Source organism: Mycobacterium sp. MAC_080597_8934 (assembly GCF_000523975.1).
In the GTDB taxonomy this organism is placed as follows: Bacteria; Actinomycetota; Actinomycetes; order Mycobacteriales; family Mycobacteriaceae; genus Mycobacterium; species Mycobacterium avium.
Map to the genome: position 1 here is coordinate 1 of NZ_JAOS01000017.1, position 24,617 is coordinate 24,617.

Annotated in this window: 24 protein-coding genes, 3 pseudogenes and 1 other annotated feature; of the genes and pseudogenes, 2 read left to right on the top strand and 25 right to left on the bottom strand. The window is 64.5% G+C overall.

Going from position 1 to position 24,617, the window contains the following annotated elements; genetic code table 11:
• Nucleotides 1-119 (top strand): annotated as a pseudogene (locus NF20_RS08625) (antitoxin); the annotation flags it as partial.
• A complete protein-coding gene (locus tag NF20_RS08630; RefSeq protein ID WP_007172144.1) occupies nt 116-421 on the top strand; it encodes a hypothetical protein in 306 nt (101 codons plus the stop codon). The pseudogene NF20_RS08625 and the gene NF20_RS08630, both read left to right, overlap by 4 nt.
• Before the next feature lie 371 nt (nt 422-792).
• Here the strand turns inward: NF20_RS08630 and NF20_RS27140 are convergent, their stop codons facing one another.
• The 25 genes and pseudogenes from NF20_RS27140 to NF20_RS08735 form a co-directional block, all read right to left on the bottom strand.
• Nucleotides 793-1,728 carry a hypothetical protein gene (locus NF20_RS27140; protein ID WP_109413176.1) on the bottom strand — a complete coding sequence of 312 codons (936 nt, stop codon included), beginning with the start codon at nt 1,726-1,728 and terminating at the stop codon, nt 793-795.
• Between the two features lie 1,437 nt (nt 1,729-3,165).
• Nucleotides 3,166-3,453 carry a hypothetical protein gene (locus NF20_RS27145; RefSeq protein ID WP_007172141.1) on the bottom strand — a complete coding sequence of 96 codons (288 nt, stop codon included), beginning with the start codon at nt 3,451-3,453 and terminating at the stop codon, nt 3,166-3,168.
• A 287-nt stretch (nt 3,454-3,740) separates the two neighbouring features.
• Nucleotides 3,741-4,073: a hypothetical protein gene (locus NF20_RS08640; protein WP_033717256.1), complete on the bottom strand. Its 333-nt coding sequence runs from the start codon at nt 4,071-4,073 to the stop codon at nt 3,741-3,743.
• Complete coding sequence (locus NF20_RS08645) at nt 4,073-4,750, bottom strand: hypothetical protein (protein WP_101930854.1); 678 nt, start codon at nt 4,748-4,750, stop codon at nt 4,073-4,075. Before NF20_RS08645 ends, NF20_RS08640 begins: the two co-directional genes overlap by 1 nt.
• Nucleotides 4,751-4,819: 69 nt before the next feature.
• Complete coding sequence (locus tag NF20_RS08650; RefSeq protein WP_007172138.1) at nt 4,820-5,206, bottom strand: YbaB/EbfC family nucleoid-associated protein; 387 nt, start codon at nt 5,204-5,206, stop codon at nt 4,820-4,822.
• On the bottom strand, nt 5,203-5,343 hold the full coding sequence (locus tag NF20_RS27150; RefSeq protein WP_007172137.1) for a hypothetical protein: 141 nt from the start codon (nt 5,341-5,343) through the stop codon (nt 5,203-5,205). The genes NF20_RS08650 and NF20_RS27150 overlap by 4 nt, the downstream gene beginning before the upstream one ends.
• Nucleotides 5,340-7,085, bottom strand: coding sequence for a PPE domain-containing protein (locus tag NF20_RS08655; RefSeq protein WP_007172136.1), 1,746 nt, complete (start codon nt 7,083-7,085; stop codon nt 5,340-5,342). Before NF20_RS08655 ends, NF20_RS27150 begins: the two co-directional genes overlap by 4 nt.
• A gap of 45 nt (nt 7,086-7,130) precedes the next feature.
• Nucleotides 7,131-7,430 (bottom strand): DUF2694 family protein, encoded by a 300-nt coding sequence (locus NF20_RS08660; protein WP_007172135.1) that lies wholly within the window; start codon nt 7,428-7,430, stop codon nt 7,131-7,133.
• Nucleotides 7,431-7,434: 4 nt separating this feature from the next.
• Nucleotides 7,435-7,752: a type VII secretion target gene (locus NF20_RS08665; protein ID WP_007172134.1), complete on the bottom strand. Its 318-nt coding sequence runs from the start codon at nt 7,750-7,752 to the stop codon at nt 7,435-7,437.
• Between the two features lie 34 nt (nt 7,753-7,786).
• Nucleotides 7,787-9,412 carry a DUF4226 domain-containing protein gene (locus NF20_RS26160; protein WP_047324037.1) on the bottom strand — a complete coding sequence of 542 codons (1,626 nt, stop codon included), beginning with the start codon at nt 9,410-9,412 and terminating at the stop codon, nt 7,787-7,789.
• Nucleotides 9,413-9,507: 95 nt separating this feature from the next.
• Nucleotides 9,508-9,984: pseudogene (locus NF20_RS08670) on the bottom strand (IS3 family transposase); the annotation flags it as partial.
• Between the two features lie 107 nt (nt 9,985-10,091).
• Nucleotides 10,092-11,540 (bottom strand): group II intron reverse transcriptase/maturase, encoded by a 1,449-nt coding sequence (gene ltrA, locus NF20_RS08675; RefSeq protein ID WP_007168383.1) that lies wholly within the window; start codon nt 11,538-11,540, stop codon nt 10,092-10,094.
• A 529-nt stretch (nt 11,541-12,069) separates the two neighbouring features.
• Complete coding sequence (locus tag NF20_RS27625) at nt 12,070-12,525, bottom strand: transposase (RefSeq protein ID WP_033712904.1); 456 nt, start codon at nt 12,523-12,525, stop codon at nt 12,070-12,072.
• On the bottom strand, nt 12,522-12,830 hold the full coding sequence (locus NF20_RS27860; protein WP_033712903.1) for an IS3 family transposase: 309 nt from the start codon (nt 12,828-12,830) through the stop codon (nt 12,522-12,524). Before NF20_RS27860 ends, NF20_RS27625 begins: the two co-directional genes overlap by 4 nt.
• A gap of 576 nt (nt 12,831-13,406) precedes the next feature.
• Entirely contained in the window at nt 13,407-13,622 is a 216-nt protein-coding gene (locus NF20_RS08690; RefSeq protein ID WP_007172131.1) for a hypothetical protein, read from the bottom strand.
• A gap of 273 nt (nt 13,623-13,895) precedes the next feature.
• A complete protein-coding gene (locus NF20_RS26165; RefSeq protein WP_007172130.1) occupies nt 13,896-14,903 on the bottom strand; it encodes a DUF4226 domain-containing protein in 1,008 nt (335 codons plus the stop codon).
• Nucleotides 14,904-14,960: 57 nt separating this feature from the next.
• Nucleotides 14,961-15,317, bottom strand: coding sequence for a hypothetical protein (locus NF20_RS27165; RefSeq protein ID WP_132160395.1), 357 nt, complete (start codon nt 15,315-15,317; stop codon nt 14,961-14,963).
• A 170-nt stretch (nt 15,318-15,487) separates the two neighbouring features.
• Nucleotides 15,488-17,065 (bottom strand): hypothetical protein, encoded by a 1,578-nt coding sequence (locus NF20_RS08700; protein WP_255343451.1) that lies wholly within the window; start codon nt 17,063-17,065, stop codon nt 15,488-15,490.
• Nucleotides 17,066-17,118: 53 nt separating this feature from the next.
• Nucleotides 17,119-18,380, bottom strand: a protein-coding gene (locus tag NF20_RS08705) for an IS3 family transposase (protein WP_085989547.1) whose coding sequence is annotated in 2 segments (ribosomal slippage) — nt 17,119-18,077 and nt 18,077-18,380 — 1,263 coding nt in all. Because the reading frame shifts where the segments join, the coding sequence is not laid out codon by codon here.
• Nucleotides 17,950-18,081 (bottom strand) — a sequence feature (AL1L pseudoknot). It overlaps the preceding gene by 132 nt.
• Before the next feature lie 53 nt (nt 18,381-18,433).
• Nucleotides 18,434-22,090, bottom strand: a pseudogene (locus NF20_RS28910) (helicase); the annotation flags it as partial.
• A 236-nt stretch (nt 22,091-22,326) separates the two neighbouring features.
• Nucleotides 22,327-22,935, bottom strand: a complete 609-nt coding sequence (locus NF20_RS08720) for a hypothetical protein (protein ID WP_033717261.1) — start codon at nt 22,933-22,935, stop codon at nt 22,327-22,329.
• A 188-nt stretch (nt 22,936-23,123) separates the two neighbouring features.
• On the bottom strand, nt 23,124-23,288 hold the full coding sequence (locus NF20_RS27170) for a hypothetical protein (protein ID WP_007172126.1): 165 nt from the start codon (nt 23,286-23,288) through the stop codon (nt 23,124-23,126).
• Between the two features lie 15 nt (nt 23,289-23,303).
• Nucleotides 23,304-23,750 (bottom strand): transcription elongation factor NusA, encoded by a 447-nt coding sequence (locus tag NF20_RS08725; RefSeq protein ID WP_007172125.1) that lies wholly within the window; start codon nt 23,748-23,750, stop codon nt 23,304-23,306.
• A gap of 53 nt (nt 23,751-23,803) precedes the next feature.
• Entirely contained in the window at nt 23,804-24,127 is a 324-nt protein-coding gene (locus NF20_RS08730; RefSeq protein WP_007172124.1) for a hypothetical protein, read from the bottom strand.
• Nucleotides 24,120-24,530, bottom strand: a complete 411-nt coding sequence (locus tag NF20_RS08735; RefSeq protein ID WP_072501167.1) for a WhiB family transcriptional regulator — start codon at nt 24,528-24,530, stop codon at nt 24,120-24,122. The genes NF20_RS08730 and NF20_RS08735 overlap by 8 nt, the downstream gene beginning before the upstream one ends.
• Between the last annotated feature and the right edge of the window lie 87 nt (nt 24,531-24,617).

Below are 24,617 nucleotides of genomic sequence, written 5' to 3' on the forward strand. Positions count from 1 at the left end.
TGCACAACGAGCATCTCCGAATCTCGCTCGAGAACTACACAACACACACTGTGCCAACGCTCGACATCGACGCCTACGCGGAGAAGGTCTATCAGGCGAACCGGGCCGCTGGCCTGTGATCACACCCGGAGACATCACGCCAGGCCGCGACACCAACCAGGAACTGTACGTTGTCGTACTATCTAACACGATTCACCTCGCAGCCGCCACCGGCCAGGTGATCATCTGCCCCTTCATTCCCGGTGAAATCCCCAGCAGCACAATGGCTATGATCGTCACAGTGCTGCAACCCAAAGGGGTTGTCTTACCGGAGCTCATCCAGTGGCTTCCTGTCGCGGCCCTCGACCAACCCATCGGCAATATCGGCGGCATCGCGCTCGCTGACACGACCACGACCGCCGTCACCGCGCTCATTTCCTGACCCTCAACGTACTATCCCCGATCGCAACTTGCCCCCAATCCGATAAGAATGTCCCCGAGATTGCGTGAGAACAGACACCAATTTCTCGGGCAACCCTGCGCGCGTGGCCGCGGCGGTGGATGGATGGGTGCTTCCAGCGAATACCGCTTATTTCGTCACTGTGACGACTCGGCGTCTCTCCTCCAACGATCCGGCCATCACCTCGATCGCCAAATCGAGGCCCAGCTACCACGTACTTATAAGGCGTGCTCCTATAACGGTTTTCGCCAGCGCTCGGCGGTCAATCCTGATCACTGCATCCCACGTCGCACGCCGCGGCACCTCACGCTACGCCGCAGCCGAGCTCGGATTCGACCACGCGCCATAACAATTCAAATTTGGTGCCAAAATCTCCATGGGTAGGCCGTCGCCGCAGCGTAGACCATATCCGCTACGTCGACCGGTCGCCGCTCCCAACCCTGCAGCAACTCCATCGTGCGTGCGGTGACCCACTGCGCCTGATAACGCTCGCGATCTCCTGTGGAGGCCTCCGGCCGAGGCCGGTTCGCGCTGAGGTTCACGTAGTACACGGTTGAGGCGATCCGGTACTGGTTCCATACCTCCTCCGAGATGTGGTCGCCGGTGCCCAGCACATCCCACATCTGCCGCAGATCGAGCGTCATCTCCCCCGACATCTTCACAGCTTCGATCATCTGCACAGCCAGCGGCACAACGACCTGATTTTCAACCATGCGCGTCTCAGGTTCAGTGGAGGTCGTCTGCTGAACCCGGGCATACACCTCCGGGTGCAACGCTTCGAGACGATGCATATGCATATCGTCGAGAATCGGGCGGATGTAAGCACCGTCATCGAATTCGCGTTGACAAACCGCGTATTCGACCCCTGGCACCCGACCGTAGGGGCTGTCCGCGGTTACTGCCATGGCAACCAGATGCGTTCCGCCGCGGCCGCGCAGCCGTGCATATTCGGCTAGCACCTCGGCAGGATCGGATGACCCGAACCAGCCTTCCCGAAATTGGTTGTCTACCAACTTATCTGCCGTCAACAGACGGGCAGTACGTGGCAAGAACACTCCCCGCGGAATGTAACCAAAGCCTTCGTTGGACATCACCACGCACTCGGTGGCCCCGCCAGCCTCGCGGCGAAATACGCCCACGGCCCACTCAATGCACGCGTAATTAACAATGTCGCTGTCACGACGGAGCTTGCGCGCCAACACTTTTGCGGTTGCCAGTTCGGCTGACTCCGGTCGTCCACGGTTGCGGGCGCCAGCTCCGGCGCTGACAACACTTGCCGGCACAACCACCGCCCCACCCGATCCGACCGTCGATCCAGCTGCCGGCCCGGTTGTCGGCGCGGAGCCACCCGGTGTGGCCGTGTTGCCAGCAGGGGCGACGGGGGCTGCAGCACTTGCGCCACCCGCAGCTACGGGGGCCGCGGGAGCGCCCATACCCGGGGGCGGAAGCATCATCGCCGCCGGTGCAGCACTCGTCGGCCCGCCAGACGTGGCAAGCCCCGGCGCTGCGGGGCTGACTGCCGGAGGGGTCGCACCTGCTCCTGTCAACCCGGCCGAAGGAACGCCCGCACCCGAAGTCAGCCCTGCCGCTGGAGTTGCGGCTGCTTGCCCTGCGGCCGGCGTTCCAGTGCCGGTCGCAGGCGGCAGCGACCCCAACGCCGATCCGGCTGAAAGTCCTTGGGAGAACGCCGGTCCCAACTGTGCCGGTGCCCCGGCTGCTGGTGCGGCATTAGCGGGCAGGTTCCCCAGCCCGGCAGCCTGAGTACCGGGCAGCTGCCCCATACCGCCGGGCAGCCCGCCCAAGCCCCCACCAGAGCCCAGGCCTCCCATGCCACCCCCACCGGGCATCGATCCAAGTCCCCCCGTCATCGACGTCAACCCCGGCGGGAAACCAACAGACTGAATCCCGCTGCCACCACCACCCGGCATCGGCATCTGCCCGGCACCCGGATAAGGGCTCCCCATCACCGCAGGAGTGGATCCTGGTCCCGTCGTCGCCGGCTCGCCGTCCTCGCCCTTCGCTGCACCACTGTGGCGCGGCGTGTGCCCATTACCTATTCCCTGCGGATTGCCAGTGCCGTTGGGGTTCGCGGGGTCGCCGTTGTCATCACCTAGTCCGGAGCCCTCTTTGCCTGTGGGTACGGCTATTCCGCCTCCGCCGCTATGGGGCAAGACGGGGTCTTGAGGTGCCGGACCGCCTAGGCGTGAGGTAAGAGCCGTGATATCGGTGCCTGCAGTGTGCTCGAAAACTCCGGCCTTGGCTGTAGCGGCTCCTACCGCGCTGGTCGTCAGGGCTCGGGCGTGCGTGTGCCAGCGCGCCGCGATCTCCTGCTGTTGTATCGCGTTCTTGGCCTGCGACAGTTCAGCATTGGCTTTCATCAAGACGTTCCGTTGGGCGGTTTGCGCGTCGCGGTAAACGCCAGCGACTCCGTTGAAATAATCTGCCGCCGCGTTGTATATCTCGACCATCCGGCCGTAGTCTGCGGCCAATTGGCGATTCTTTTCGTGCCCAGCTTCCCAACCGGGCGATTGTGCGGCCTCTTCGCGCATCGCATTGGCGGCTTTGAGCTGCTGCTGCAGCTCACCGACTTTCTCCGCCAACGCCGCGTAGTGCGCCGCTTGGGTCTCCAACGGCTCTGCTGCTGGCGGCACCATATCCGGGGTGATGATGATGTTCCCAGCGATACTGGTTGCGGGCACATCCGCCACGGCTCCCTCTTCCTCACACTACCGGCAAGCGGCGTTTACCTTGTCTTCTGCGGTGTTTGCACGACCGATCGCGGCGTTTCGCAAGCTGCCCTTGCGATGCGTGGTGGCGTTTTCCATGTCCGAGCTGGCCGCAAGGTAGTCGTCGATCCCTGAGCGGATCGTTGCCGGTGTATCGGCGGGCAGTTCACGGCGCAGGTATGCGCTTTCCACCAGGATTACCCGCGCCTCGTTGGCCAAGGCCTCTTGGGTGCCAGGGTCATTCCAGTCGGCTGGAGCGTGGGCCACCGCGTTCGTGGCCGCGTCCATTGCTGTCGCGGTAATCCCCCACACTTGGCATGCCTTTGTGCGTGCGGCTGCCACCTGGTCGGAACTCGGGGCAGGTGGTGACCACGGCGCAACCACCGTACTGACGGGAACTTTGGATGGCGTCATCCACGCTACTGCGGCAAGGACGGCGGCTCCGACCGCAACGACTAGCGCCGCCGCCGTGCCCCCCACCGCCCCGCGGCCGGGCCCCGCCGGTGGCGGAAGCTGACGTGGCGGGAAAGCGGGTGGGAGCGGTGTCCCCGCTTGGGGCGAGTGCAGGGTGGCGGTCATATGCTCACCACCGGTGTCAGGTCCTGAGCGTTCTGGTTGTCGGTCTGAAGGTCTGCGGTCAACGATTGATCGTTGCGTTGAGCCACCTTTCCACCGCGTGGCGCCAGCGCGGCACCGGCTCCCGCGACTTGCTGGTTCACACCTGCGCTTGCTGCCACGCTCGGCGCCCACATTGAAGCCGCGTGAGCCCCCCCGGCTGCCGTGGCCGCCGCGCCATGGGCCGCGTGCTCGGGCACGGTCGTAGCAAACTCGACCGTTGCCGAACCGGTCAGCATGTTCGCCGACTCCGCCGCAGCGGGAATGACCTGCAGAATGTCATCGGTTCGCATCACTCACACACCTTGTCGAGTCGATCTCCCGCACTTCTAAGCGCTAACACGAACGGCTGGGCATCGTGGTCGGACAGCTCGCGGGTATTGGCGTCGACCAACCGAATTACTGCGGTGACATATTCATTGGTCGCGTCTAGCACGTTCTTCGGGGTAGCCGGCGGAAGATGCTGTTGGATGTACTGCGTCTCCAGTATCACCACAAGCTGGAAGTTGCCCAGTGCAGGATGGTATTGAGGCGATTGCCGGTCTCGCGCAGCGTCGAAGAAGTTCTTTTGAGCAGCAATTATCGATTTGTCCGCCGTATCGCTGGCGTCGCAGGCTTCCTTCTTGGCCGCCGCCACTTGCTCCGGGCTGTAGCTCACCGGCGGTGGGGGTGGCGCCATCACCGTGGTGGTTGTCGCGGCCGGGTTTGATGCGGTCAACTTCATCGCACTCATCACCGTTGCGCTTAACGCCAGTAGCAGCGCGAGCGCCAGCATTACCCATACCGCCAGCCAGCCCGGCCCGCGTCTGCGGTACACCGGTGGCGGTGCAGGAGCTTGTGGGGGTGGCACGTAGCTGGGCGGTGGTGGCAACACCGCGGCACCGGTCGGCACACCGACCGTACTCGTGGAGGTGGGCGGGCCGCCGGTCGCAGCGGGGTAGCTCGGCTGCCCAACTGCCTGCGGATTCATGCAATCAGCGTACTGTCCTGCGGCGACATCGGGCTACCGTTGGACGCGAATCCAAGACGAAACCGGTGCTCAGGTGGCAGTCCAGATCTCACTTTCGGGATTGATGAACGCTTGCACAGCAGCGTCGAGCGCTTCCTGGTCTTGGCCGCCTCCCACGCTCGCTGTTTCCTCGGCCGCGGCGTTGACTGCCTCGTCGATCGTGGTGTTGATCAGCTCGGCCAAAGCCCCGTGTGAGTAGCGGGTGGTGCAGCCCTGCGCCAGCGACAGCGAGGTGAGTTGTCCTTGGGAGTTCACCGACAACACGACGTCGCCATCGCCGCCGATGGCTTCCAGGTCGATGCCATCCATCTCCTCGAGCAGCTTGGAAAGCATCGTCGACACCCGTTCCATGCGCGCTATGACACTGGCGGTTAAATTCTTATCCGCCTGGTAGCCGTCATACTCGTACACCGTCACGGGGCCTCACCATCGTCGTCGGACGCAATTTCATCCTGCAGGTCGGGCAGGGCCATCGACACCGAATCGAGCTGGGCCATCACTTCAGCGACCAGATTCTGATCGGACTGATAGCCGACGCACCCATTCACGCTCACTGGTCATCACCGCTGCCCGGGTCGCGGTCGACGCGTCGGCTGCGTGACCGAACGGTCACCGTGCGCTTCGGCCCGTCTTTGGGGTAGGCAGCGGCGTCAACGGTGGCCGTGTGCCGAATTGGGTCTCCCCGTTCGCCTTTGATCGGCTCGGAATTAGGGCGCGATGGCATCTCGATCGACTTGTCCGGGTCCTTTACCTTGCGCTTGGCCGCCCCGGCGCCAGCGCCCATGCCCCCCATCGGGGGCATGAACATTGGGGAGCCGCCCATACCGCTCTCAGCGGCGGCAGCGGTGGGACTCGGGGTGGCGCTGGCCCCCGCCAACGGGGGCGAGGTGGGGGAACTCATTCCGGAGATCGCTGAAGCCGCCGGCTTGAGATCTGCGCCGCCGCTGGCCGCCGGGGCGGTAGCGCCGTCGTCACCACCGCCTCCGCCGGCACCGCTGCCCAGGGAGTCTGCTGGCTCAATTTTGGCCGCGTCGTCCAGCCCGTTCTTGCCTGCCATTCCTTGTGCCAAACCTGCAACGCTCTGGGTGGCTTGCTGGGCCAATCCCTGCAGCTCTTGGCCTAATTTCTGCGGTATCTGGGTGGCCATCCCGACCCCGGCGCCCAGCAGGCCGGTCAACATCGGCGGCAAAGATGAGGCCATTCCCGGCATCGCACCCGTTCCCGCAGGCGCTAGCGGGTTAGCGGCGGGATCACCATCGCCTGCATTGAGACTCTCGTCGAGGCCGGCGGGGTCGGTGTCGGGGTCGACGTCGCCGGCGTGGGTGGTGCCCGGGTGATCGCGTGTCGGTTTTGGATCCGCTCCCTGCTGAGTTGGAGACGGCGGGGTGTCCCCTTGTCCGGCACCAGGTTCCACGATTGCTGGGGCTGGCGGTGGCCCCGGCGGAGCCTCCGGTATCGTCTCGCCGGTGTGGTAGCCAGCGGCCACAACCTGGGTGTGGTTCGTTAACTGGGTCAAATTCGTGTGTGCCTTAGACACCGCGGCCGCCGATCCCGGACTGGGATAAGAGCTGTTGAGTGCGATCGCGTTGTGGAGCTCGCGGTGACGGTTAGCGAACTCCGTGGTCGTCGGAGTCGCCTGCTTGGCTTGTGTAAATCTGTTCTTGTGGCTGCCGGCGAGCTTTCCAACGGTGTCGGCATGGCGGGCCATCTCCTGCGCCCAGTCCGCGTAACGATTCAACGCCGCCGAAATACGCGGTCCTGCTTCCCCTTTGAGATGTTCACTGACCGTGGCCGCCCCGCGGCGGGCCGATCGCGCGGCAGCGCTAAATCCTTCTGACAGTGCCGCACAGTCGGCCACAAACGCATCCCCGGCAGCGGGCTGACCGGCTTCCATGATCGCCGCCGTCGTTTCGGCTGGGCGGGGTCCCGGCGGGGCGATCGGCACATCAGGCGCAACAAGATTCACCGTCACCGCCGGGGTGAAGCCCGGCGTGGAGGGTGCAGGGTTACCTTGCAAGCTCACCACCGCTTGATTGGCCTGGTCCATCTGCCCATACGCGACTGCTGACTGGGTTATCGCCTTGGCGCCGGCCGCAAGGACCGTCGACCCGTCAGCAGCTCGCGATGCCATCACCGCCGCGTGCTCACTGAGGCGGGCAGCCACGCTCGTTGATGTCTCATCGGTGGCCAGCGGAGGGTGCACCGGCGACTGCGCGCCGAGCCTGGCAAGGCTGTTAGCGGCGGCGACCAGCCCCGCGACCGCACTCTGCAGTCCGGCAACATCGACCTGCAGCACTGCGGTCCTCCCTCCGTGTTCTAGCTGACGTTGCGACGAGTTCTCTCAGAAATCGATCAGGGCCTCATAGCTGGCAACCTGATCCTTGGTGGGCAACGCACTGGACACGGTCACGTGTTGAGCCTCCCACTCCTGACGCAGCGCCAACTGCGAGCGTAAATGAGCCAGCGTGTTCAATTTGATGATGCGGTTAGCCAGTTCGGCGTCGCTGAGCTGCATCGCCGCCGCCTGAAGCTCCACGCCTAACGAGTTGCCGCTGCGGCCCACCGCCACCACGATCGACTCATCGCGGCTTGCGACCTCGAACACCACGGTGTCGTAGTCGGTCGACGGCGCTTCAGACATGTTGCTAATCCGTGGAAATCGTCAAATTGGCACGGTTGTCAGCGTTCATCTCCGCCATGCGCGCCGCGGCGGCGCGAAGCTGCTGCGCCATGGCCCCGTGCCGCTCTTGTTGGTCGCGCAATGCGGTCTCGCGGTCGTTGACCGCGGCCACTGCAGCACGACGCGCCTCGTAAAACAGCGGTCCCCACGATTCGGCCGCAGCCACGGTGCGGGCATGGTCAGCACGGGCCTGCCCGCACGCCTCGGCGGCGCGTTCGTGGGCGATCGCCCATCGGATCAGGTCATCGGTGTTGACCTGCAAGGCCTGCTCATTCACGGTCATTACGGTACTCCCTCACGTTGCAGTAAAAGTTCGCTTAAGTGGTCGGCGGCGCCGGTGCGGGCGCCACGGCCGGTGCCGGGGCGACGGCCGCCGAAGTCACCGTTGTCGCTGTTGGGGCCGACACGCGTGTCCACCCCAAGAAATTCGGGCCAGTGTCGAGCTGGTCAATCGGCGTGACCTGGCCATTGAGCCAAACATGGTCTTTGTCTAGAGCCATGACCCGATGATCGGTGTATTGGCCCACATCGCCGAATTGCAGCCGCGAGGGTGCCATGGGTGAACTCACCGGCGAACCCAGCGGCGGCAACTGAAGATTGGCCCCTGCAAACGCGTCGTCGATGCTGTCACCGGAGAGCACCGCGCGTCCGGCCTGCGCGAGTGCGCCATTGGCCGCGGTTCGCACCGATTGGTCGGGCAGCTGGACCTGAGTCGACGGTGTTGGCGTCTGACCTGGCGCTGCCGGCGCTGACGGCGGCGGGGTGGATCCGCTGCCAGCGTTTTCTGTCCCCGCCTTGTCCCCTTTGTCTGCTTTGTCCCCTGGGTCGTGCAGTCCGGCCGGCTGGGTGCCATCTCGCGGTTTGTCGTCACCGGTGTGCGATCCGGACGGGTCTTTCAACGAATCGACGTGCTCATCAGAGGCCTGGTCCGGATCGTGGCCGCCATCGCGTAGCGCCCCACCGATCGCCGAACCCAAATCCCCCAGCCCGCCGCCACCGCCTCCGCCGAGCGAGGGAATCGCTGAACCGAGCGCACCTGGCAGCGAGCCAAGAGCGCCCATCGCAGGCCCGCCCATCATGCCCAACCGCGACATCAACGGATCTGAGGCCAGCCCGTCCAGTAGCGGGTCATTGCCACTGCCAGTGCCGTCACCGGTCCCGGCCGGAGAATCGGCACCACCACCCGGTGTAGTGCCGGTTGAGTCCGGGTTGCCGCTGCCAGTGCCGTCGCCGCTCGAACCCTTGGTGTGCGGGTCATCGCCGGGTTTCTTGTCTTGCAACGCCTGATAGCGCGCCGAGAGACCATCCAACACCCGCGCTTGTGAATCTGAGTCCAGCCCAGCGTTTTTCAGGACGTTGAGGATGTCGTCGGTTTTTCCCTGCAAGAACTCTGCCAGCTGCTGTTGGCCGGTCGCAGTATCCAGCGATGACCCCAGCTTGTTGACCTGGTCGATGATGTCTTGCTGCAAAGCTTGGAGCCGCTGACGACCATCAGCGCTAGAGCTCGACGCTTTAAGCAGAGCGTCGGCCAGTTTGTCGTCAGCGTCATTGAGCGCCGAATGATTTTTGGCCAGTGCCTCGTCGAGCCGTTTGGCTGCTTCTGCCCCTGCCCCGCTCAGTCCCGGTGGCGGTGGCGTGCCCGCCGGGGAGGTCGGCGCCGGCGACTCCGGCGGGGGCGGCGGGGGCGGAGGCGCTGCGGGTTGGTCGCGGCCCAGCGCCTGGTTGATTTCGGGCATCGGAGCCGTATCCGGGTTAATGCCCATGTAAGTGAGCTTGGCTCGGTCGAGCTTGGTGAGCTGATCGCGTGAGGTGACCGGAGCCGTTGGGGCCGGGTCTAGTGGCATCGGGCCGCCGGGCGCCGGGCTTTGAGGGAAGGGTGACCCCAATACCTCGGATACTCCGCCGAGCACCTGGGACAGCGCTACATCGGTCCAGCCCGTCATGTTCGGGACGATAAGTCCCGAGTCGCTTTAGCCGCTACCAACAACGCCACATTCACCAAAAACGGGTCTGCTGCACGATCAGGTGACAGTTTCGGTCACGCGGCCTGACTGGCCGGTGTGGTCATGATTGCTTCGAATTCGATCGGGGTCAACCGCCCGAGGCCGGACTGGCGGCGGCGCCGGTGGTAGGTGCGCTCGATCCAGGTGACGATCGCGATGCGGAGTTGTTCTCGGGTGTCCCAGCGGCGGCGGTCGAGCACGTTCTTCTGCAGCAGGCTAAAGAAGCTCTCGATGGCGGCGTTGTCGCCGGCGGCTCCGACACGGCCCATAGAGCCGACCATCTCGTGTTGATTCAAGGCGTGTACGAATTTCCTTGACCGGAACTGAGATCCGCGATCCGAGTGCAGAATGCACCCCGCGACATCTCCGCGTCGGGCTACCGCGCTGTGTAGTGCCCGGATGGCCAGTTGTGACTTCATTCGGGAGTCGATGCTGTAGCCGACGATCCGGTTGGAGAACACGTCCTTAATCGCACAGAGGTAGAGCTTGCCCTCACCGGTGCGGTGCTCAGTGTAGGGGTCGGACCGGGGCGCGGTGTCGGCATTTCTACCGATCCGTTTCCCCGGCCCGCCCTCCGAACCCGCCGAGCGAATTTCTCCGCAACGGGCTCTCCACGGATTCAGGCCACTGGTGCAGTGATGTCCGTCGGCCTCGCTGTCCAAGGGGTGATGATTTTCGTGCCCCGGTAGCGGTATCGGGTGACCTCTACCTTCTGCGGCCGAAACATCGCCGTCTTGCCTTCGCGGATTTGCCAATTGGGCAGGAACCGTCGATGGAAGACGCCCCACGCCAGCCCGTGGTGCCGTTTGCGCATCCAAGTCACCACCCGCCACCATGTGAAGTGGTCGAGGTAGTCGAAGGTGCGTTTGGACACCCCGTGCTGGAAGTAATTGCACCATCCCCGCAGGACGGGGTTGAGTTGGCGCAGCAGATCAGCGAGCGTTCGATGTTTGTGTCGCCGCGTCAGATTCCTGACTTTGTCGGTGATGGACATAAGTGCCTTCTTCGACGGCCAGGTGTAGACGTAGTGCTTGGTCGTGCCCCTTTTGATCTGCCGTTGGATGCGGAAGCCGAGGAACTCGAACCCCTCGTCGACGTGGCAGATCCTGCTCTTCTCGACCGACAGGCGCAGGCCCATCGGCGCGAGCACTGCTGCGATCTCGTCCCAAAGCGCTTCGGCATCAGCGCGAGTGCCGTGGACCATGACACAGAAATCGTCTGCGTAGCGGACGATTTTCATGGTCGGAACTCCGGCGCGTCGATGCTTGGCACGTGTCCATTCCGGGCCGAGCGCCTTCCACTTCGCGGCGAAGTGCTCGTCGAGAACGGACAGGGCGACATTGCTGAGCAGTGGTGAGAGGATTCCGCCTTGCGGAGTGCCGGTGATGGTGTCCCGGTAGCCGAGATCTTTCGAGAGAATCCCGGCTTTGAGGAACGACTTCACCAGGGCCAGAACGCGTTTGTCCCCGACACGTCGCCGCACCCGGCCCATAAGGGCCGAATGCGAGATTTCATCGAAGCACGCCGTGATGTCTCCCTCGAAAACCCAGTGATAGGCCCGTGAGCCGCTGGCGAGGTGATGGATCTCAGCGATGGCGTCCTGGGCTCGCCTGCCCGGCCGGAACCCATATGCGCACGGATGAAAGTCCGCCTCGAAAATGGGCTCCAGCACCAGCTTCAGCGAAGCTTGCACGACCCGGTCGGCGACGGTCGCGATACCCAGGCGGCGGAGCTTGCCGTTCGCCTTCGGGATCATCACCTCCCGCACCGGATCCGGCCGGAATATCCGCTCCTTGAGTTCCTCGCGGAGCCGCTGAAGCAGTCCGACCGCCTCTGCCGCACCGACAGACCGCGGTGCGGTCCCATCGGCACCGGCTGAGCGCGCACCCTTGTTCGTCCGCACCCGCTCCCACGCGAGGGTGAGGAATGCGGGGTCATAAACGAGGTTGTACAAATCATCGAAACAGCGGTCGCTTTCATCAACCGCCCAATGGTGCAGTTTGCGTTGCATCCTGCGTACCCGCAGCTCGGCCGTGTCCGGGTCGGGCCACAAAGCACTCGTATTCACAAGTGACCTCCACAGTCTGCGTACTCGCCGCGAACCCGCTGGAGCCCTTTGCCATGCGACCGGCTTTCCCGGCCTCGGACTACTACGGCTCCTCCGCCCCACCACACCGGCATCAGCCGACGACTGCCTACCCCTCCAGCCCGGCTGGCTGCCGGATCTGACCGGGGACCGGCGCGGTGGTTCCCGTGTTCACTGTCAACCGTTTGACGGGTGAGGTGTCCAGCTATGCCCCTGCGACCTCGTCACGGCTACGCCGCAGTCCTTCACCGTGACCTCCCGAACCGGCGACATCAACCGGCCCACGAGTTCCCCGCCCTCAGGGCGGGTGCGCGTCGCTGCCCAGCCCGCATCCGCCAGGTTGGAGCTGGTGGTCTTCTCTTAAGAGGCGTTCAGCCGCTGGTTCCTCGCGTACACCTTCCCGTCTCGCTAGCCGGACCCGACCCGTCTGGCAGTACCAGGCCGTCCCGGCGTTGTCGGGGCTGCTTCCCACCCTCACCAAAGTCTCTTTAGATCAGGCTGCCCCCAGCTTCTACCGGGCCACTGCGATGGCTCGGCGACGGTGGTCTCTCACCTCCGTTCGGTTGAACAGCGCCTCACGGCGCTCGATGTCACTGAGCCACAACTGATTTGGCCCTTCAGCGGTGAAGTCACGCTCGACAAGATCGTCGTGCACCGGCGGCCCGACTTTGCCGTTCTTGCCGCGTTTCTTACCAAACACGCTCCACAGTCGATTCTGCGAGCAGATCCGCCATGCGGTGCGCTCGGCCATCGGCTCGCCGGCATCGCGCGCCTCCTCCACGAGGTAGCGGTAGCCGAACTCCGGATCGTCTGCGTGCGCGTCGAACAGCGCATTGGCGCGGTAGGCCTCGATGAGTTCGGCCTCGGTGATGGGGTCGGCCAGCCAGCGGTAATACGGTTGGCGGGAGAGCTTGAGTACCCGGCACGTCACCGCGACGGGGATCCCGTCGGCGGCGAGCTCTTTCACGAGCGGGTAGACCCTTTTCCCGGCAGATTGGCCTGCGATAAATACGCTGCGGCCCGGCGCAGCACCTCGTTCTCTTGCTCTAGCAGTTTGATCCGCCGTCGGGCTTCGCGCAGCTCACCGGACTCGCTGGCGCTCTTGCCGGGCTTGGTGCCTTCGTCGATGTCGGCCTGACGGAGCCATTTCTGCAGCGTCATCGGGTGCACTCCGAAATCGGTGGCGATCTGCTCGATCGTTACACCGTCATCGCGGTTGCGAGCGACCCGGACGACGTCGTCGCGGAACTCGCGGGGGTAGGGCCTTGCCATGGGGACATCCTTCCAGCCCGCCCATGCTGGGCAAGCCAACTCAGATGTCACCTATTCGTGCAGCAGACCCAACCGGCTACGCCAGCATGTCCACACGGCTTGTCGACTTTTGTTTTCTTTCAAGACACGCCGCACCAGATGCGTCCTGCAACTTCGCACACCTGCGTCAATCAGTCCGGAGATACGGCACACAGGAGTGCCTTAAGCCGGGGAGCCTCGCGACTGTGAGCGTAGCCGGCGAGCCAATCGGCGATCTTAGCTGCAAGCTCCACCGGCAACGATCGCGTGCTCTACATCGGTAGCATCGAGCACCGCGCGCATATCCATCGGCGGCAATGACTTTCGGGTTCGCAGCGGGCCCATCACGGGTTGCGCCTCCTCGATACTTCTCGCCGCACGCCCCTTCCCCGCAGTGGAATCCCCGGCTGCACAAGCAGTAGCCGCCAACACCGACATACGCGCGCGAAAGCCGACGCACCTCTAGCAGGACCAGCCTGGACAAGAGCAGGGTCAAATTGTCACGGTGACGAATCAGCCTGGCGCACGGGGCGCTATTGCAACCCGGGCGGGCGCCGATCATCTGACCGGTGGCGCCGAAGAAGCGGCCTTGCGGCTGGCAGTAAGTACGTCCTGGATTTCCGCAATCTTCATGTCGACGTCTTGCACGACTGCGTGCGTGATGCCCGGATCGTCGGCTAGCTTAGCGGGGATACCGTCGCGCAAGCTGGCCAGCTCGTCGGCGATCCACTTTATTCGACGCGATGCGAACTGGTCGCCTTCGACAAGTGGCATCGCCCGCGAGGCCAACCTGACACCTCTATCAGCGATCCGGGCGCTGCACCCCTTTGGTTCCAATGTTAAATCCCTTCGAGCGCTGCACTTTCCACCAACGCTAGGGCAACTTATCGGCCTAGGCGACGGTCACGGTCAAAATTCCCGCCAGAACTTTGACGCGCGAAGGTTGATCGCCGGCCTTGGGGTAGATCTGCATCGCGACGGGCCATGGGGGCTGTACGCCGCCCGTTGTTGGCAGGCCGTCCCCCGGGTGTGGCTTCTAGTTAGTAGTTAGTGGCCTTCCTGCGGATAGGTTGGTGGCCCCAGAGGACCGGAAGGGTTGTACGGTTCGGGGGTTAAATCGCTGTGCCACATATAAATCCCGGACCCTGGTAACCATTCGTCGTATCCGTAGGGTGGCAGTGGGTTAGAGCCAGGCGGATAGATTTTCGCTCCCGGAAAGGCCGACTGCGGTACCCACACGCCTGTGTTTGGGCCCAACTGGACATATGGGTCTGGATTGCCGCGTTCGTCGACGACCGTTGGTGGCCCTAGGGCTCCGGGCGGATACACCTTGTAGCCGGGGATTTCATCGGATCTGACAAAGTAGTGCGGAACTTTGTCGGGGTCGTCTGCTCCTGACCGGTCCCATATATCAACCCACGGCGGCGAATCAGGAAAGTTGGGCGGGCCCATCCCACCCGGGCCGGCGTCATAGGGCATATGCCGCTTATCACCCGGCTTCCACGTGCGCGAATCCAGCGGCGCAGCAGGTGGTGACTCCTTGCCGTGGCTACCGGAAAGGCGCCCGTAGTCAGCGCTTTGGATGGTGCCGGCTATTTCAGCGTTGCGCTGCTGGAAGTTTTGCAGCAATCCCTTCGCCTGGTTGAGCTGACCCTGCAAAAAGCTGGCGAGTTGCTGCTGCCCTGCGGCGCTACGTGTGCTGGGGGCCAGTGCGCTAACCCCCGCGCGGGTCTGAGCGATCAGGTTGTCCATGCTTCGTGCTCCCGCCGCGGCGGCCTGTCCGGCATGGGTCAGCGCCGGATTGACTTGGCCATCGGCGGCTACCGTGCGGTCTAACGCATGGACCTGATCGGCGTTGGTCGCAGCGTAGGTCGTCGCTGCCTCGCCTTGCCAATTGGCAGCTGCGGCCTGCCCCACTGGCGCTACAGCTGCTCGGCCCGCCATCAACTGCTGCGCCGAAGGCAACGACGCTTCGAGGGGCGCCGCGCCGAAAAGCCGGCGAGCATCACTGAGCACGCGACCTGTCTCGGCCACCAGTCCATCGAGTGACGACATACTGGCCAGTATTACCCAGATCCAGTGCGGCTTCTATCGCCGTCTCCGACTTCGTGCTCATGTGGTGTGCGGGGCGTCGGCGACCGGATCGGCCAACTGCTCGTTCATTCGGTCTCCGGCATGCACGTGCTGGCGTACGAGCGGCGTCGCAGCTTTATTCAATGCTGGGGCTGCGATCCAGGTCAGGGGTGCTGGGGTGCGCGGCGTGCACAGGTCGCTAGTGAGTGCGCGCGCTTGTCTGATATCGAGCCGGACGGCGGACTTTTGTTCGGGCGTGCTCGTGGCATCCAGAAGGAGGGCCCGCGCGCGTTGCTGGACGGCATGGACGTGCTCGCGGCGGGCGAGATTGTCGGGCAAGGCTTGCGCGGCGCGGATGTCTTGTTGGGCTTGAGCCGAAGGTCCGGATTCGGGCATGCCGCACAGTAAACCGCGGGGCTGTGCCGCGCGACAAAGGCTGCGAGGTTTCGCCATGTGTCGGCATGCGGTGGCGACGGCTCGAATATGCCGCGATGAAAGGGCACGGGGAACTTCAGCGCCACACAAGGGACCGTTCGAATGTAGTGTCTAACTTCCGGTTTGGATATTCAGAAGTCGTGCTCGGGACCGGCGAGGCCTTGCTGGTGGTCGTGTTGTTCGAGGGCGAGGCGTTCTCGGGCGCGGACAATTTTGCGTAGGGCATCGGCGCTGGGGTAGCCGAGTTCTTCGACCAGGGCCGGTGTGGGGTTCAGGAGCAGGCTCCATCCGGGTTTGCGGCCGCGGGCGGCCATGCGTTGTTCGGCCGCGGCGGCTTTGGCTTTGGCTTCGGGGCTTTGGGCGGCCATGCGCAGCTCGAGGGTGAGGGCTTTAAGTTCTGCGTCTTTTGTGGCCAGTTCGTCGGCGTGTTCGAACGGTGCTGGGGGGTTGGTTACAAAGTCGTCGAGGGCGGCCTGGTCGCGGTCGCGTTCGTGCTGCAGTCGTGCGTGGTGTTCGGGTAGGCCGGTGTAGAGGTTTTCCACGCGGCGCAGCAGTCCGAGTTGTTTGGGGCCGTTGACGTCGGAGCCTGGACCTGCGCCGGTGGATAACAGTTCAAGGCCGGAGATTTCTGCGGTGCGCGACGGCACGGCTAGTCGTAGTAGCAGTTGGTCGTGGGTGAGGTCGCGGGCGGCCAGGATGTCGATGCCGTAGATGGTGGCGCCGATGGGTTCGAAGCGGCTGGCGCCGCGGTCTTTGCCGGCGGTGTAGGCGCGCCGGCAGGCCGCAGCCAGTGCGTGGGAGGCGGGGACGCGCTCGGTGTAGGTGGTGTCTGCGACGGTCAGCCGTGGTGGCCCGCCGGCGGAGGCATGCGCGGCGGCTGCCCTGGCGAATGGAGTGAGCTCGTCGATGGCGCGTTGTTTGTTGGGAATCGCGCGCTCGAGCACACTGACTTGCCAGTCGCGGTTGCGCACCGATTGACTGTGTGCGCGCTGCAGGGCGGTGAGGCGTTTGACGGTGTCGTCGAGTTCAACTTGGTGTATGTAGCGCGGGTCGCCGGTGGCGATGGCCTTGGTTTCTGCGGCGGCGGTCCCGATGTCACCGCCGGAAAGGTCGTCGATCTCGATATCGAGGACCTCGTTGCGGCGCATCTGTTCGATGAACAGCGTTTTGGCTTGGACTTTTTGCCACATGACGGTGTCGTAGGAGCCTTCGGTGACGTAGATGAAGATGTCGATGCCGTCGAGGTTTTGGTTGCCTTGGCGCTGAATGCGGCCTTCGCGTTGTTCAAGGTCGCGCGGGCGCCATGGCACGTCGACGTGATGCAGGGCGGCGGCTCGGGCTTGCACGTTGACCCCGGCGCCGATTTTCTCGGTGCTACCGATCAGCACTGAGACGTCTCCCCTAATGCACTGGGCGAACAGCGTTTTGATCTCTTGAAGATTTTTTGCCTCGTGGACGAAGCGGATCGCGGCTGCGGGCATGCCGCGCGCCACGAGTTCGTCTTTGATCGCCTGATAGATGGTGAACTGGGCGGGGTCTTTGGATGGGGTGCCGCGGTCGCAGAACATGATCTGCAGTGCCCCGGTGCCGGCCGGCGCGCCGGTGTCGGGATGGGTATAGGCGCGATGCGCGTGGCGGTAATGGACACGCATGGCTGCGTCGGCGACTGCGCAGGCGCGGCTGTGTCGGGGTTTGGGCAGGTGGGCCAACCGTGGATCCAACGACACGTTGTGAAGCGCCCTGGGTTTCCCGGAGGCTCGGGCTATTGGATTCCGATCAAGGGTTGGTCGGTCCGGTATGCATCGTAGAACGCGGCTTCGAACTCCGTGGGTGGGATGTCGCCGAGGTAGCTGTGCAGGCGGCTGGTGTTGTGCCAGTGGACCCAACTGAGGGTGGCGAGTTCTACGTCCTCGACGGTCTTCCACGGTCTGCTTCGAGCCGGCCCGTAGATCAGCTCGGCCTTGTAGTAACCGTTGACTGTCTCCGCGAGAGCGTTATCGAAACTATCTCCAACGGTCCCAATTGACGGGACTGCGCCGATCTCAGCGAGCCGCTCGCCGTAGCGAATGGACGTGAATTGCGACCCGGCATCTGAGTGACATATCAAGTCCTGCAATGTAGTTCCGCGTGACCAACGCGCCATCTCCAACGCGTCGAGAACCATCGAGGTCCGCATGTGCGAAGCCACCCGCCACCCCACGATCATCCGCGAGTGTGCGTCAATGATGAAGCACACGTAGGCCACCCCGGCCCAGGTCGGCACGAATGTCAGGTCGGTCACCCAGAGCTGGTTCGGGGCAGCCGCGGCGAAGTTGCGGTGCACCAAGTCCGGGTGCCGCGCCGCGGCTGGGTCAGCTTTGGTGGTCCGCACCCGTTTGCCGCGCCGGACCCCCTCAATGCCTGCGGCCCGCATCAGCCGGGCCACCTGATCGCGACCGACGTCATGACCATCGCGACGAGCCGTTTTCCAGAGTTTGCGGGCCCCATAGACGCAGTAGTTGTCTTTCCAGAGCTGGCACAACGCCGGCCCGAGGACGGCGTCGCGCAGGGCCCGCGCCGATGGGACCCGGGCTTTGGCGTCGTAGTAGGTGCTCAGGGCCACCTGCAAGCCTGCGCTGCGCAGGACCGTGCAGATGGGCTCGACCCCGAACTCCCCGCGATTGTCGTCGATGAAATCGACTATTTCTTGTGTTGGCGGTCGAGCTCCGCCCCGAAGAAACTTGCCGCTCGCTTCAGAATCTCGTTGGCACGCTTGAGTTCTCGGATCTCCTGTTCGAGTTCCTTCACCTTCTTCGACTCCGAGGTCGTCACCCCAGGAGCCAGGCCTTCGTCGATGTCGACCTGACGGACCCAGGTGCGCACCGATTCCACTCCGTAGCCGAGCTGGCGAGCGACCCGCTGCACTGTGCCCTGCTCGGTGCCCAGCTCCGCGCGCAAGGTGCGGACCATCCGCACCGCGGCGGCCTTCTCCTCGGCACTGTATCGACGTGTCGTCGGCTTCCCGGGCGACTGTTCCTTCGGCATACCTGCATCCTCGTTTCCAAGGTCAGGAGCCTCCGGGATTTCCAGGGCGTTTCATTGCGCCCGTCGTTGCTGATTTTGAGTGGGTTGTCGCGTCGGGGATTGCGTGAGTCGAGATGATCGAGGCGGTAGCCCAAGTCGGTAATGAAGTCGACGACTTCGATGTCGGGGTGCAAGCTGATGATTTGGCGTTGCCCGGTGCGAAGCGGCGGCAGCTCGACGGGGACTTGGTCGCGGGTGACGACGTCGGTGTAGACCGAGGACAGCGCCAGCAGGGCGGGCAGGTTGGTGAACTTCCCTACTCGCGTGACGGGCCGCAGCTTAGTGCCCGTGGTGTTGACCTCGATGGTGGTGGTGGTCGCGGTAAACGCCGCACCCCAGTCCCCCAGGTCAGCGACCCCGGCGTGCTCTAAAAGGTCTGGCCGCAAGTAGGTTTGCATGACCCATAGCTCGCCTAATGAGTTGCTGATCGGTGTGCCGGTGGCGAAGGTCGCGACCCGTTCGACAACCCGGTGCGCGGGAATGCCTTTGGCCAGCGCCTCGTCGCGGCGCCGCTGGCGCAACACGGTGAGTTTGAGGGCGAGGTCCTCGGCACGTTGCGATGCGTTGGGGCACGATAATTCTTCAATGTTGCAGGTGCGGCCCAAGTTCTTGTACGTGTCGGCCTCGTCGATCATCAGATAGTCACAACCGGATTCCTCAAACCGCAACCCAGTGTCTTTGGTGTTGGCGGCTACAAGTTTTTCTAGCCGCGCCTTGGCGCTTTTGATGGCGAGTTCGATGCGCTTTTTGCTGCGGTCGGCTTCGGCGGATTGGAGTTGTTCGCGCAATGTATCGAGCTGGTTTTCGATGTAGTCGACGCGCATATCCGTGGAGACGTTGATCGCGGTGAACGCCGACTGCGGGATGACAACGAGATCCCAATCACTTGAGGCGGTTTGGGCGATGAAGCGGCGCCGTCCATCAGCGGTGGTGGCCGCTGAGCCGAGCAGAATCTTGGCGGCCGGATACCACTGTTGGGCTTCGCGGCCAACTTGTTCGGTGATCGCATTGGGTACCACGAGCCAGGGTTGGCGTACCAACCCCAGGCGCCGCAGTTCCAGCGCTCCAGCGACCATGCTTCCCGTCTTGCCCGCTCCGACAACATGATCCAAGAGAACGGCGGGCTCGGAGATGATGCGCGCGGCGGCGTTGCGCTGGTAGAAGTGCGGCGTGAAGTGATCCGACATGCCAGGAAAACGCATGTGTGAGCCGTCGTAGGCAGGCGCGCGCCGCGAGTTGAAGCGCCGGTTGTATTCGGCGACCAGGGTGTCGCGGCGGGTCTCGTCAGACCACAGCCAGCGGGTGAATTCCTCGCTGATTTTGGCCATTTTGGCTTGGGCGGCGAAGGTGGCCTGCAGGTCGAGGACACCGTCGTCGTTGTTGACGAGGACGGCTTTGGAGTTGCAGGCGGCCTCGAGCAGGCTGACCGCGTCGCAGCCGCGTCGGTCGGTTCCCCATTCGTCGGTCATCAGCCGGCCGTGGCGTTTGTAGGAGGCAACGTCGACGACCCAGCGCCCGCCGATGTGTTCGGCGACCACACCGGTGGCGTCGAATGTTTTCTCGGCGAAGGCGGCGACGACTTGGGCCGGGATCCACGGTGCCCCGGGGCGCATTTTGATGTCTTGGGCTTCACGCTGGGGCGGCAGCACCTGTTGCAGGGCGGCGGCGTAGTCGTTGTAGATCGGGTTGGTTTCGGCCGCATCGAGCGCGCGGGCGAGTTTGGTGCGCACGTTGCCGGACAGGGCACTCACGGCGGGGACGAGTTCGTCGGGGTCGTCGAGGCTGGGATAGACCAGTCCAGCGATCAGGTCACGGGCGTCGTCGACTTCGACTTCTAGCAGGTTGGCGATTAGGTCGACGTCGACGCGCTGGGTGCGGTCCAGGCACACCGCCAACGCTTCTTCGGGGGTGTCGGCGGTGGCGCGCTCCAGCGGCGGGGTGAGCAGGTCGGTGGAAAAGATGGGCGATTTCTGGGCGGAGCCGGTGTCTTCGTCGAAGATTTCCAATGAGGCGACCAGTGCCCATCCGGGGTCGTGGCGCATTCCGCCGTCGAGGTGACGCCGCTTCTTGTAGGGCGCGGGCGCTTCGGAGGCCTCGGTGTCCCATTGCGCGGCGACGTCGTCGGGCACGGGCCCGGTGTAGGGGCGCTCGGGGGTGCCTTCGGCGGTGCGCCAGGCGGTTTCGGCGGCGGCCAAGCGCTGATCGTGGCGTTCTTGGGTGACGGTGGGATAGACCCAGGTGAACCGGTTGAGGGGGCCATGCTGGCGCACGTAGTTGTCGTAGAGGGTGTTGAGGTGTCCGCGGAGCTGGTCGCGCTCGGCGGCGGGCTGGCCGTCGCGTTGGGAGGCGATGAGGCTGACGGCGACGTCGCGCAGGCCGATGAGTTCGCGGGTTTCTGCTAGCAGCGTTTTCGGGGTTTTGTGGGGTTCCCATTGGTGTCCGGCCCAGTATTCGATGCCGCGGTTGGCCTCGCTGTAGCGCAATGTGTAGAGCGGGGTGTCCTCACCGCGGTCGGCCGCGGTGATCAGGCCGGGGTCGAAGACGTCTGCGGAGACCTCGGTGAGTTCAGCCGGCGTGGCGGTTAATCCGAGCCCGTGCTTCATGGCCGAGTCGATGAGCAGGTGTAGCCGGTCGTGCAGCTGCTCGGCGAGCTCGGTGCCGCTGGTGCCGCTGGTGCCGCTGGTGCCGCGCACGACGAGTTGGTGGGAGCCGTTGAGTCCGCGGCCCAGGTGCATCTGGCCGAGCACGTTGTGGGGGTTGGCGACGAAATGGGAGTTGATGTGCAGGGTTTCGCCGGCGCCGGTGTCGGGGTCGGTGAGTTCGATGGCTTCGGTGTTGATCCAGGCGGGCAGTTCGTCTGGGGAGGGGGTTCGGGGATCGCGGCGGCGCAGGATGAGCAGGTCGGTGACGACCTCGGTGCCGGCCACCCGCGTAAACGCCTTCGACGGGAGCCGGATCGCGCCGATGAGGTCGGCTTTGGCCGAAATGTCACGCCGGGCGACCGATTTCGCCGCATCCAGGGTGTAGCGGCTGGTCAGCACAGCCACGTATCCACCGGGGGCAATCAGCGCGAGGGATTTGACGATGAAGTGGTTATGGATGGAGTGACGGGCGGGGTTGTGGGCGGGGTCGGTGACCGCGTAGCGGCCGAAGGGGACGTTGCCGACGGCGGCGGCGAAGCTGTTTTCGGGGACGTGAGTGGATTCGAAACCTTCGTGGCGGATCTGGGCCGATGGGTAGAGCAGGGCGGCGATGGCTGCGGTGGTGGCGTCACTTTCCACACCAACCATGACTGCCTCATCGGGGGCGTGAGCGATGAATGTTCCTGCTCCGCAACCTGGTTCGAGGACCTTGCCACCGCTAAACCCGGCCCGACCTAGTGCTTCCCACACCACGGCGGCGATGGCGGGATCGGTGTAGTGGGCGTTGAGGATGGAGGCCTCTGCCTGGCGGTATTGGTCGCGATCGAGCAACTCGGCCAGGGTGTCCCGTTCGGCGGTGAGGTCGCTGGCGCGGGGGTCGAACACCTGGGGTACCGCACCCCAGCCTGACCAGGTGGCCAGGACACGTTGTTCGGCTGGGGTGGCCGGCCGCTGCGCGTCTTGCAGGGCGCGCAGCAGCTGGACGGCGGCAATGTTGGCGCGGATGCGTGCTTTGGACCCCGATGGCACCAGGGTGTCGAGGCTTGCCGGAAAATCGGTGGGGCTGGTGAATTCTTCTATCCGCTGCTCGGCGGCCGGAGTCGGTTCGTCTGATACAGCCGGGCTTTGTACGGTGCCCGCCGGCGGGTCGATTGGCTGGTGGGCTGGTGTGCGCGGGTTCGGCCGCGGCAGCGGGGCGCCGCCGGGGTCAATCGAGCGCGGATCGGTGGGCTGATCGGCCTCATCGAACAGTGAGGGCTGGGCGTTTACCGCTCGGGTATGCCGTCGTCGCGCAGATCGGTGTAGACCATCTGAGCCAGCGTGCTCGTGAGCGGATCGTCCGGGCCGCTCGGTAGGGGCAGGCCATCCTCGGCCCGGGCGGCTAGCAGGTATCCGGCCTTGATCCGAAACACCGCCGAGTAATTCGGGTCCGGCCACAGATCCGCGATCAGCGCCTCGATGTTCTGGCTGGGGTCGCTGCGATACTGGGGCCGGGTCCAGCGTTGATCCCAGGGCACCTGACTGCGATCGGGCGCTGGGTCGTTGTGCTCCCCCCACAGGTTGCTGGGCTGGCCGTCCTCGGTCGGGATCTGCTCGTAGAGCTCGTTGTTGAGCACGATCTCCATCGCCTGGCTGCGTGCGGTGTTCAGCATCCCTGCCTTGGTCAGGTAATCCGGATGCTCGCCGCGGCTGCGGGTCCACGCCCCTACCGCCTGGGCGCCCATCTCGGCCGCCAGCTCGGCGACCTGGTAGCTGATCCTGGCCGCCTGGCTGTCCAGGAATGTCTCGCGTTGGGCTGGGCTCCACTGCGGGGGCAGCTCGAGCGGGCCCGCGTAGGCCTCCGCCACGATCTGGCGTATCTCTGGGCTCGTCACCACCACCGTCCCCGCCGAAGATGTCGAACAGACCCGGCTGGTGTGGATCTGGCCGCGTCCTCCGTGCCATATTGTGCGCTCCGATCGGCTCGAGTCGGGGTCGGGGTAACCGTGGTTAGCCATAAACTGGCGCAGCCGACGCTCAGCGACCCGTCTTCGTGCCGCAGCCGAGCGTGCATCGGGGGAGGTCATGTCGTTGTGCCGCAGTCGAATAATGTCGGGGTGAAGATCTTCCGGTTGGACCACGAGACCTCGGTACGCGCCGCGTAGGCGCCGCTTTGCGATGTGGCAGATAGGATTTCGACTCGGTCCCAGTCGCGCAGCTCGATGTCATACAGGGTGTTTGCGCTCATTGGGTTGCCTTTCGGTTACTGGGATCGGGGGCAACTGCCTGGTGGTGCAACCATGGGGGCACGATTTGCGCCAGTGGCGGTGCGGATGTGAATGCTGCAGGAGGTCAGCTGCCGGACAAGGCGCAAGTTGTGACCAACCTTGCCTAGTGCGCGCGCATAGTCATCGGGGTTGACGTAAACGCGGATGCGGCGCTGTTCAGGGTTGATGACTTCGGCGATCGCAGACTTGATTCCCAGTGCGTTGATCACGTACCTGGCAGTGTCGCTGTCGTAGGCGATGATGCTGACATGTTCGCCGCAGAGGCGCTTTTCGACGTCGGCGATACGCAGGCCGCCCCACCCGATACAGACGGCGACCGCGTTGATCCCGCGAACACGTGATCGGACCGCGACTTTAGCCAACAGTCCGGGCTCGCGTGCGACCGCAATGATTTCGACGGAGCCGTTGGCCAGTTCGGGCACCCGAGCTGTCAGCGCCGCTCGAACGGGACATGTGATCATCGGATGGCGCCCTTTCAACGTGGCGCCGGCTGGCCGTCCGAGGCGCTGAAAGCGGCTTCCAGGGCGGCGATTTCGCGGTCGGCGGGGTTGGCGGCCGCCGTCCAGGTGACCTCGCGGCCTTCACGGCCACCGCGGGTCAGCAGGCCTTGACGCTCAAGGCCGCACAGCACCCGGTAGATCTGCTCGTGGATCGGGGCGCAGGATATCGCGACCCCCGCGACCGGCACGTCAGGCGCGTGCAGGCGCAACTGTGCCGTCGTGAGGGGCCGTTGCGCGATGCGGAGTTGGGCGAGCAGGTCGTCGCGCAGGACGCGGGTGGCTGCGCTGCTGCTAGGCACTGGCCTTCTCCCTTAGCGTCGCACTTGCCCTGGACGCGGGTTTAGCCGCTTGTCGGCGGCGCAGGTCGCGCTGGGTGGCCGCGAAGTGCACGGCCTGACGGATTTGCAGGGACCGCAGCCGTAGCGCTGGGGGTTGGTTTCGGTAGCGGGCGATGACCTCGCGTAATTGCGCTCGAGCGGCCTTGAGGGCGGCGACGTCACGGGCGCCGGGCATGGCCACGCTCGCCCACACCCCATCGGTAGCGCCAAATCTGAGGGCGTTCTGGGCGCAGGCGACGATGATGGGGCAGTTGGTGCAGATCGCTGCCGACTCTCGCTCCCCGCTATATCCCCTGAACCAGGTGTCGGGGTCTTCGTACTCGCACAGGCCGGTGTCGGCTCGCAAGGGTCGGATGGTGGTCACGGCGCTCTCCATTCCTAATTATACCTGTGCATCATATTGTGTATGTTGTGTACTGACTACGTTTATAGCTGCTCATGCGCTGATAGG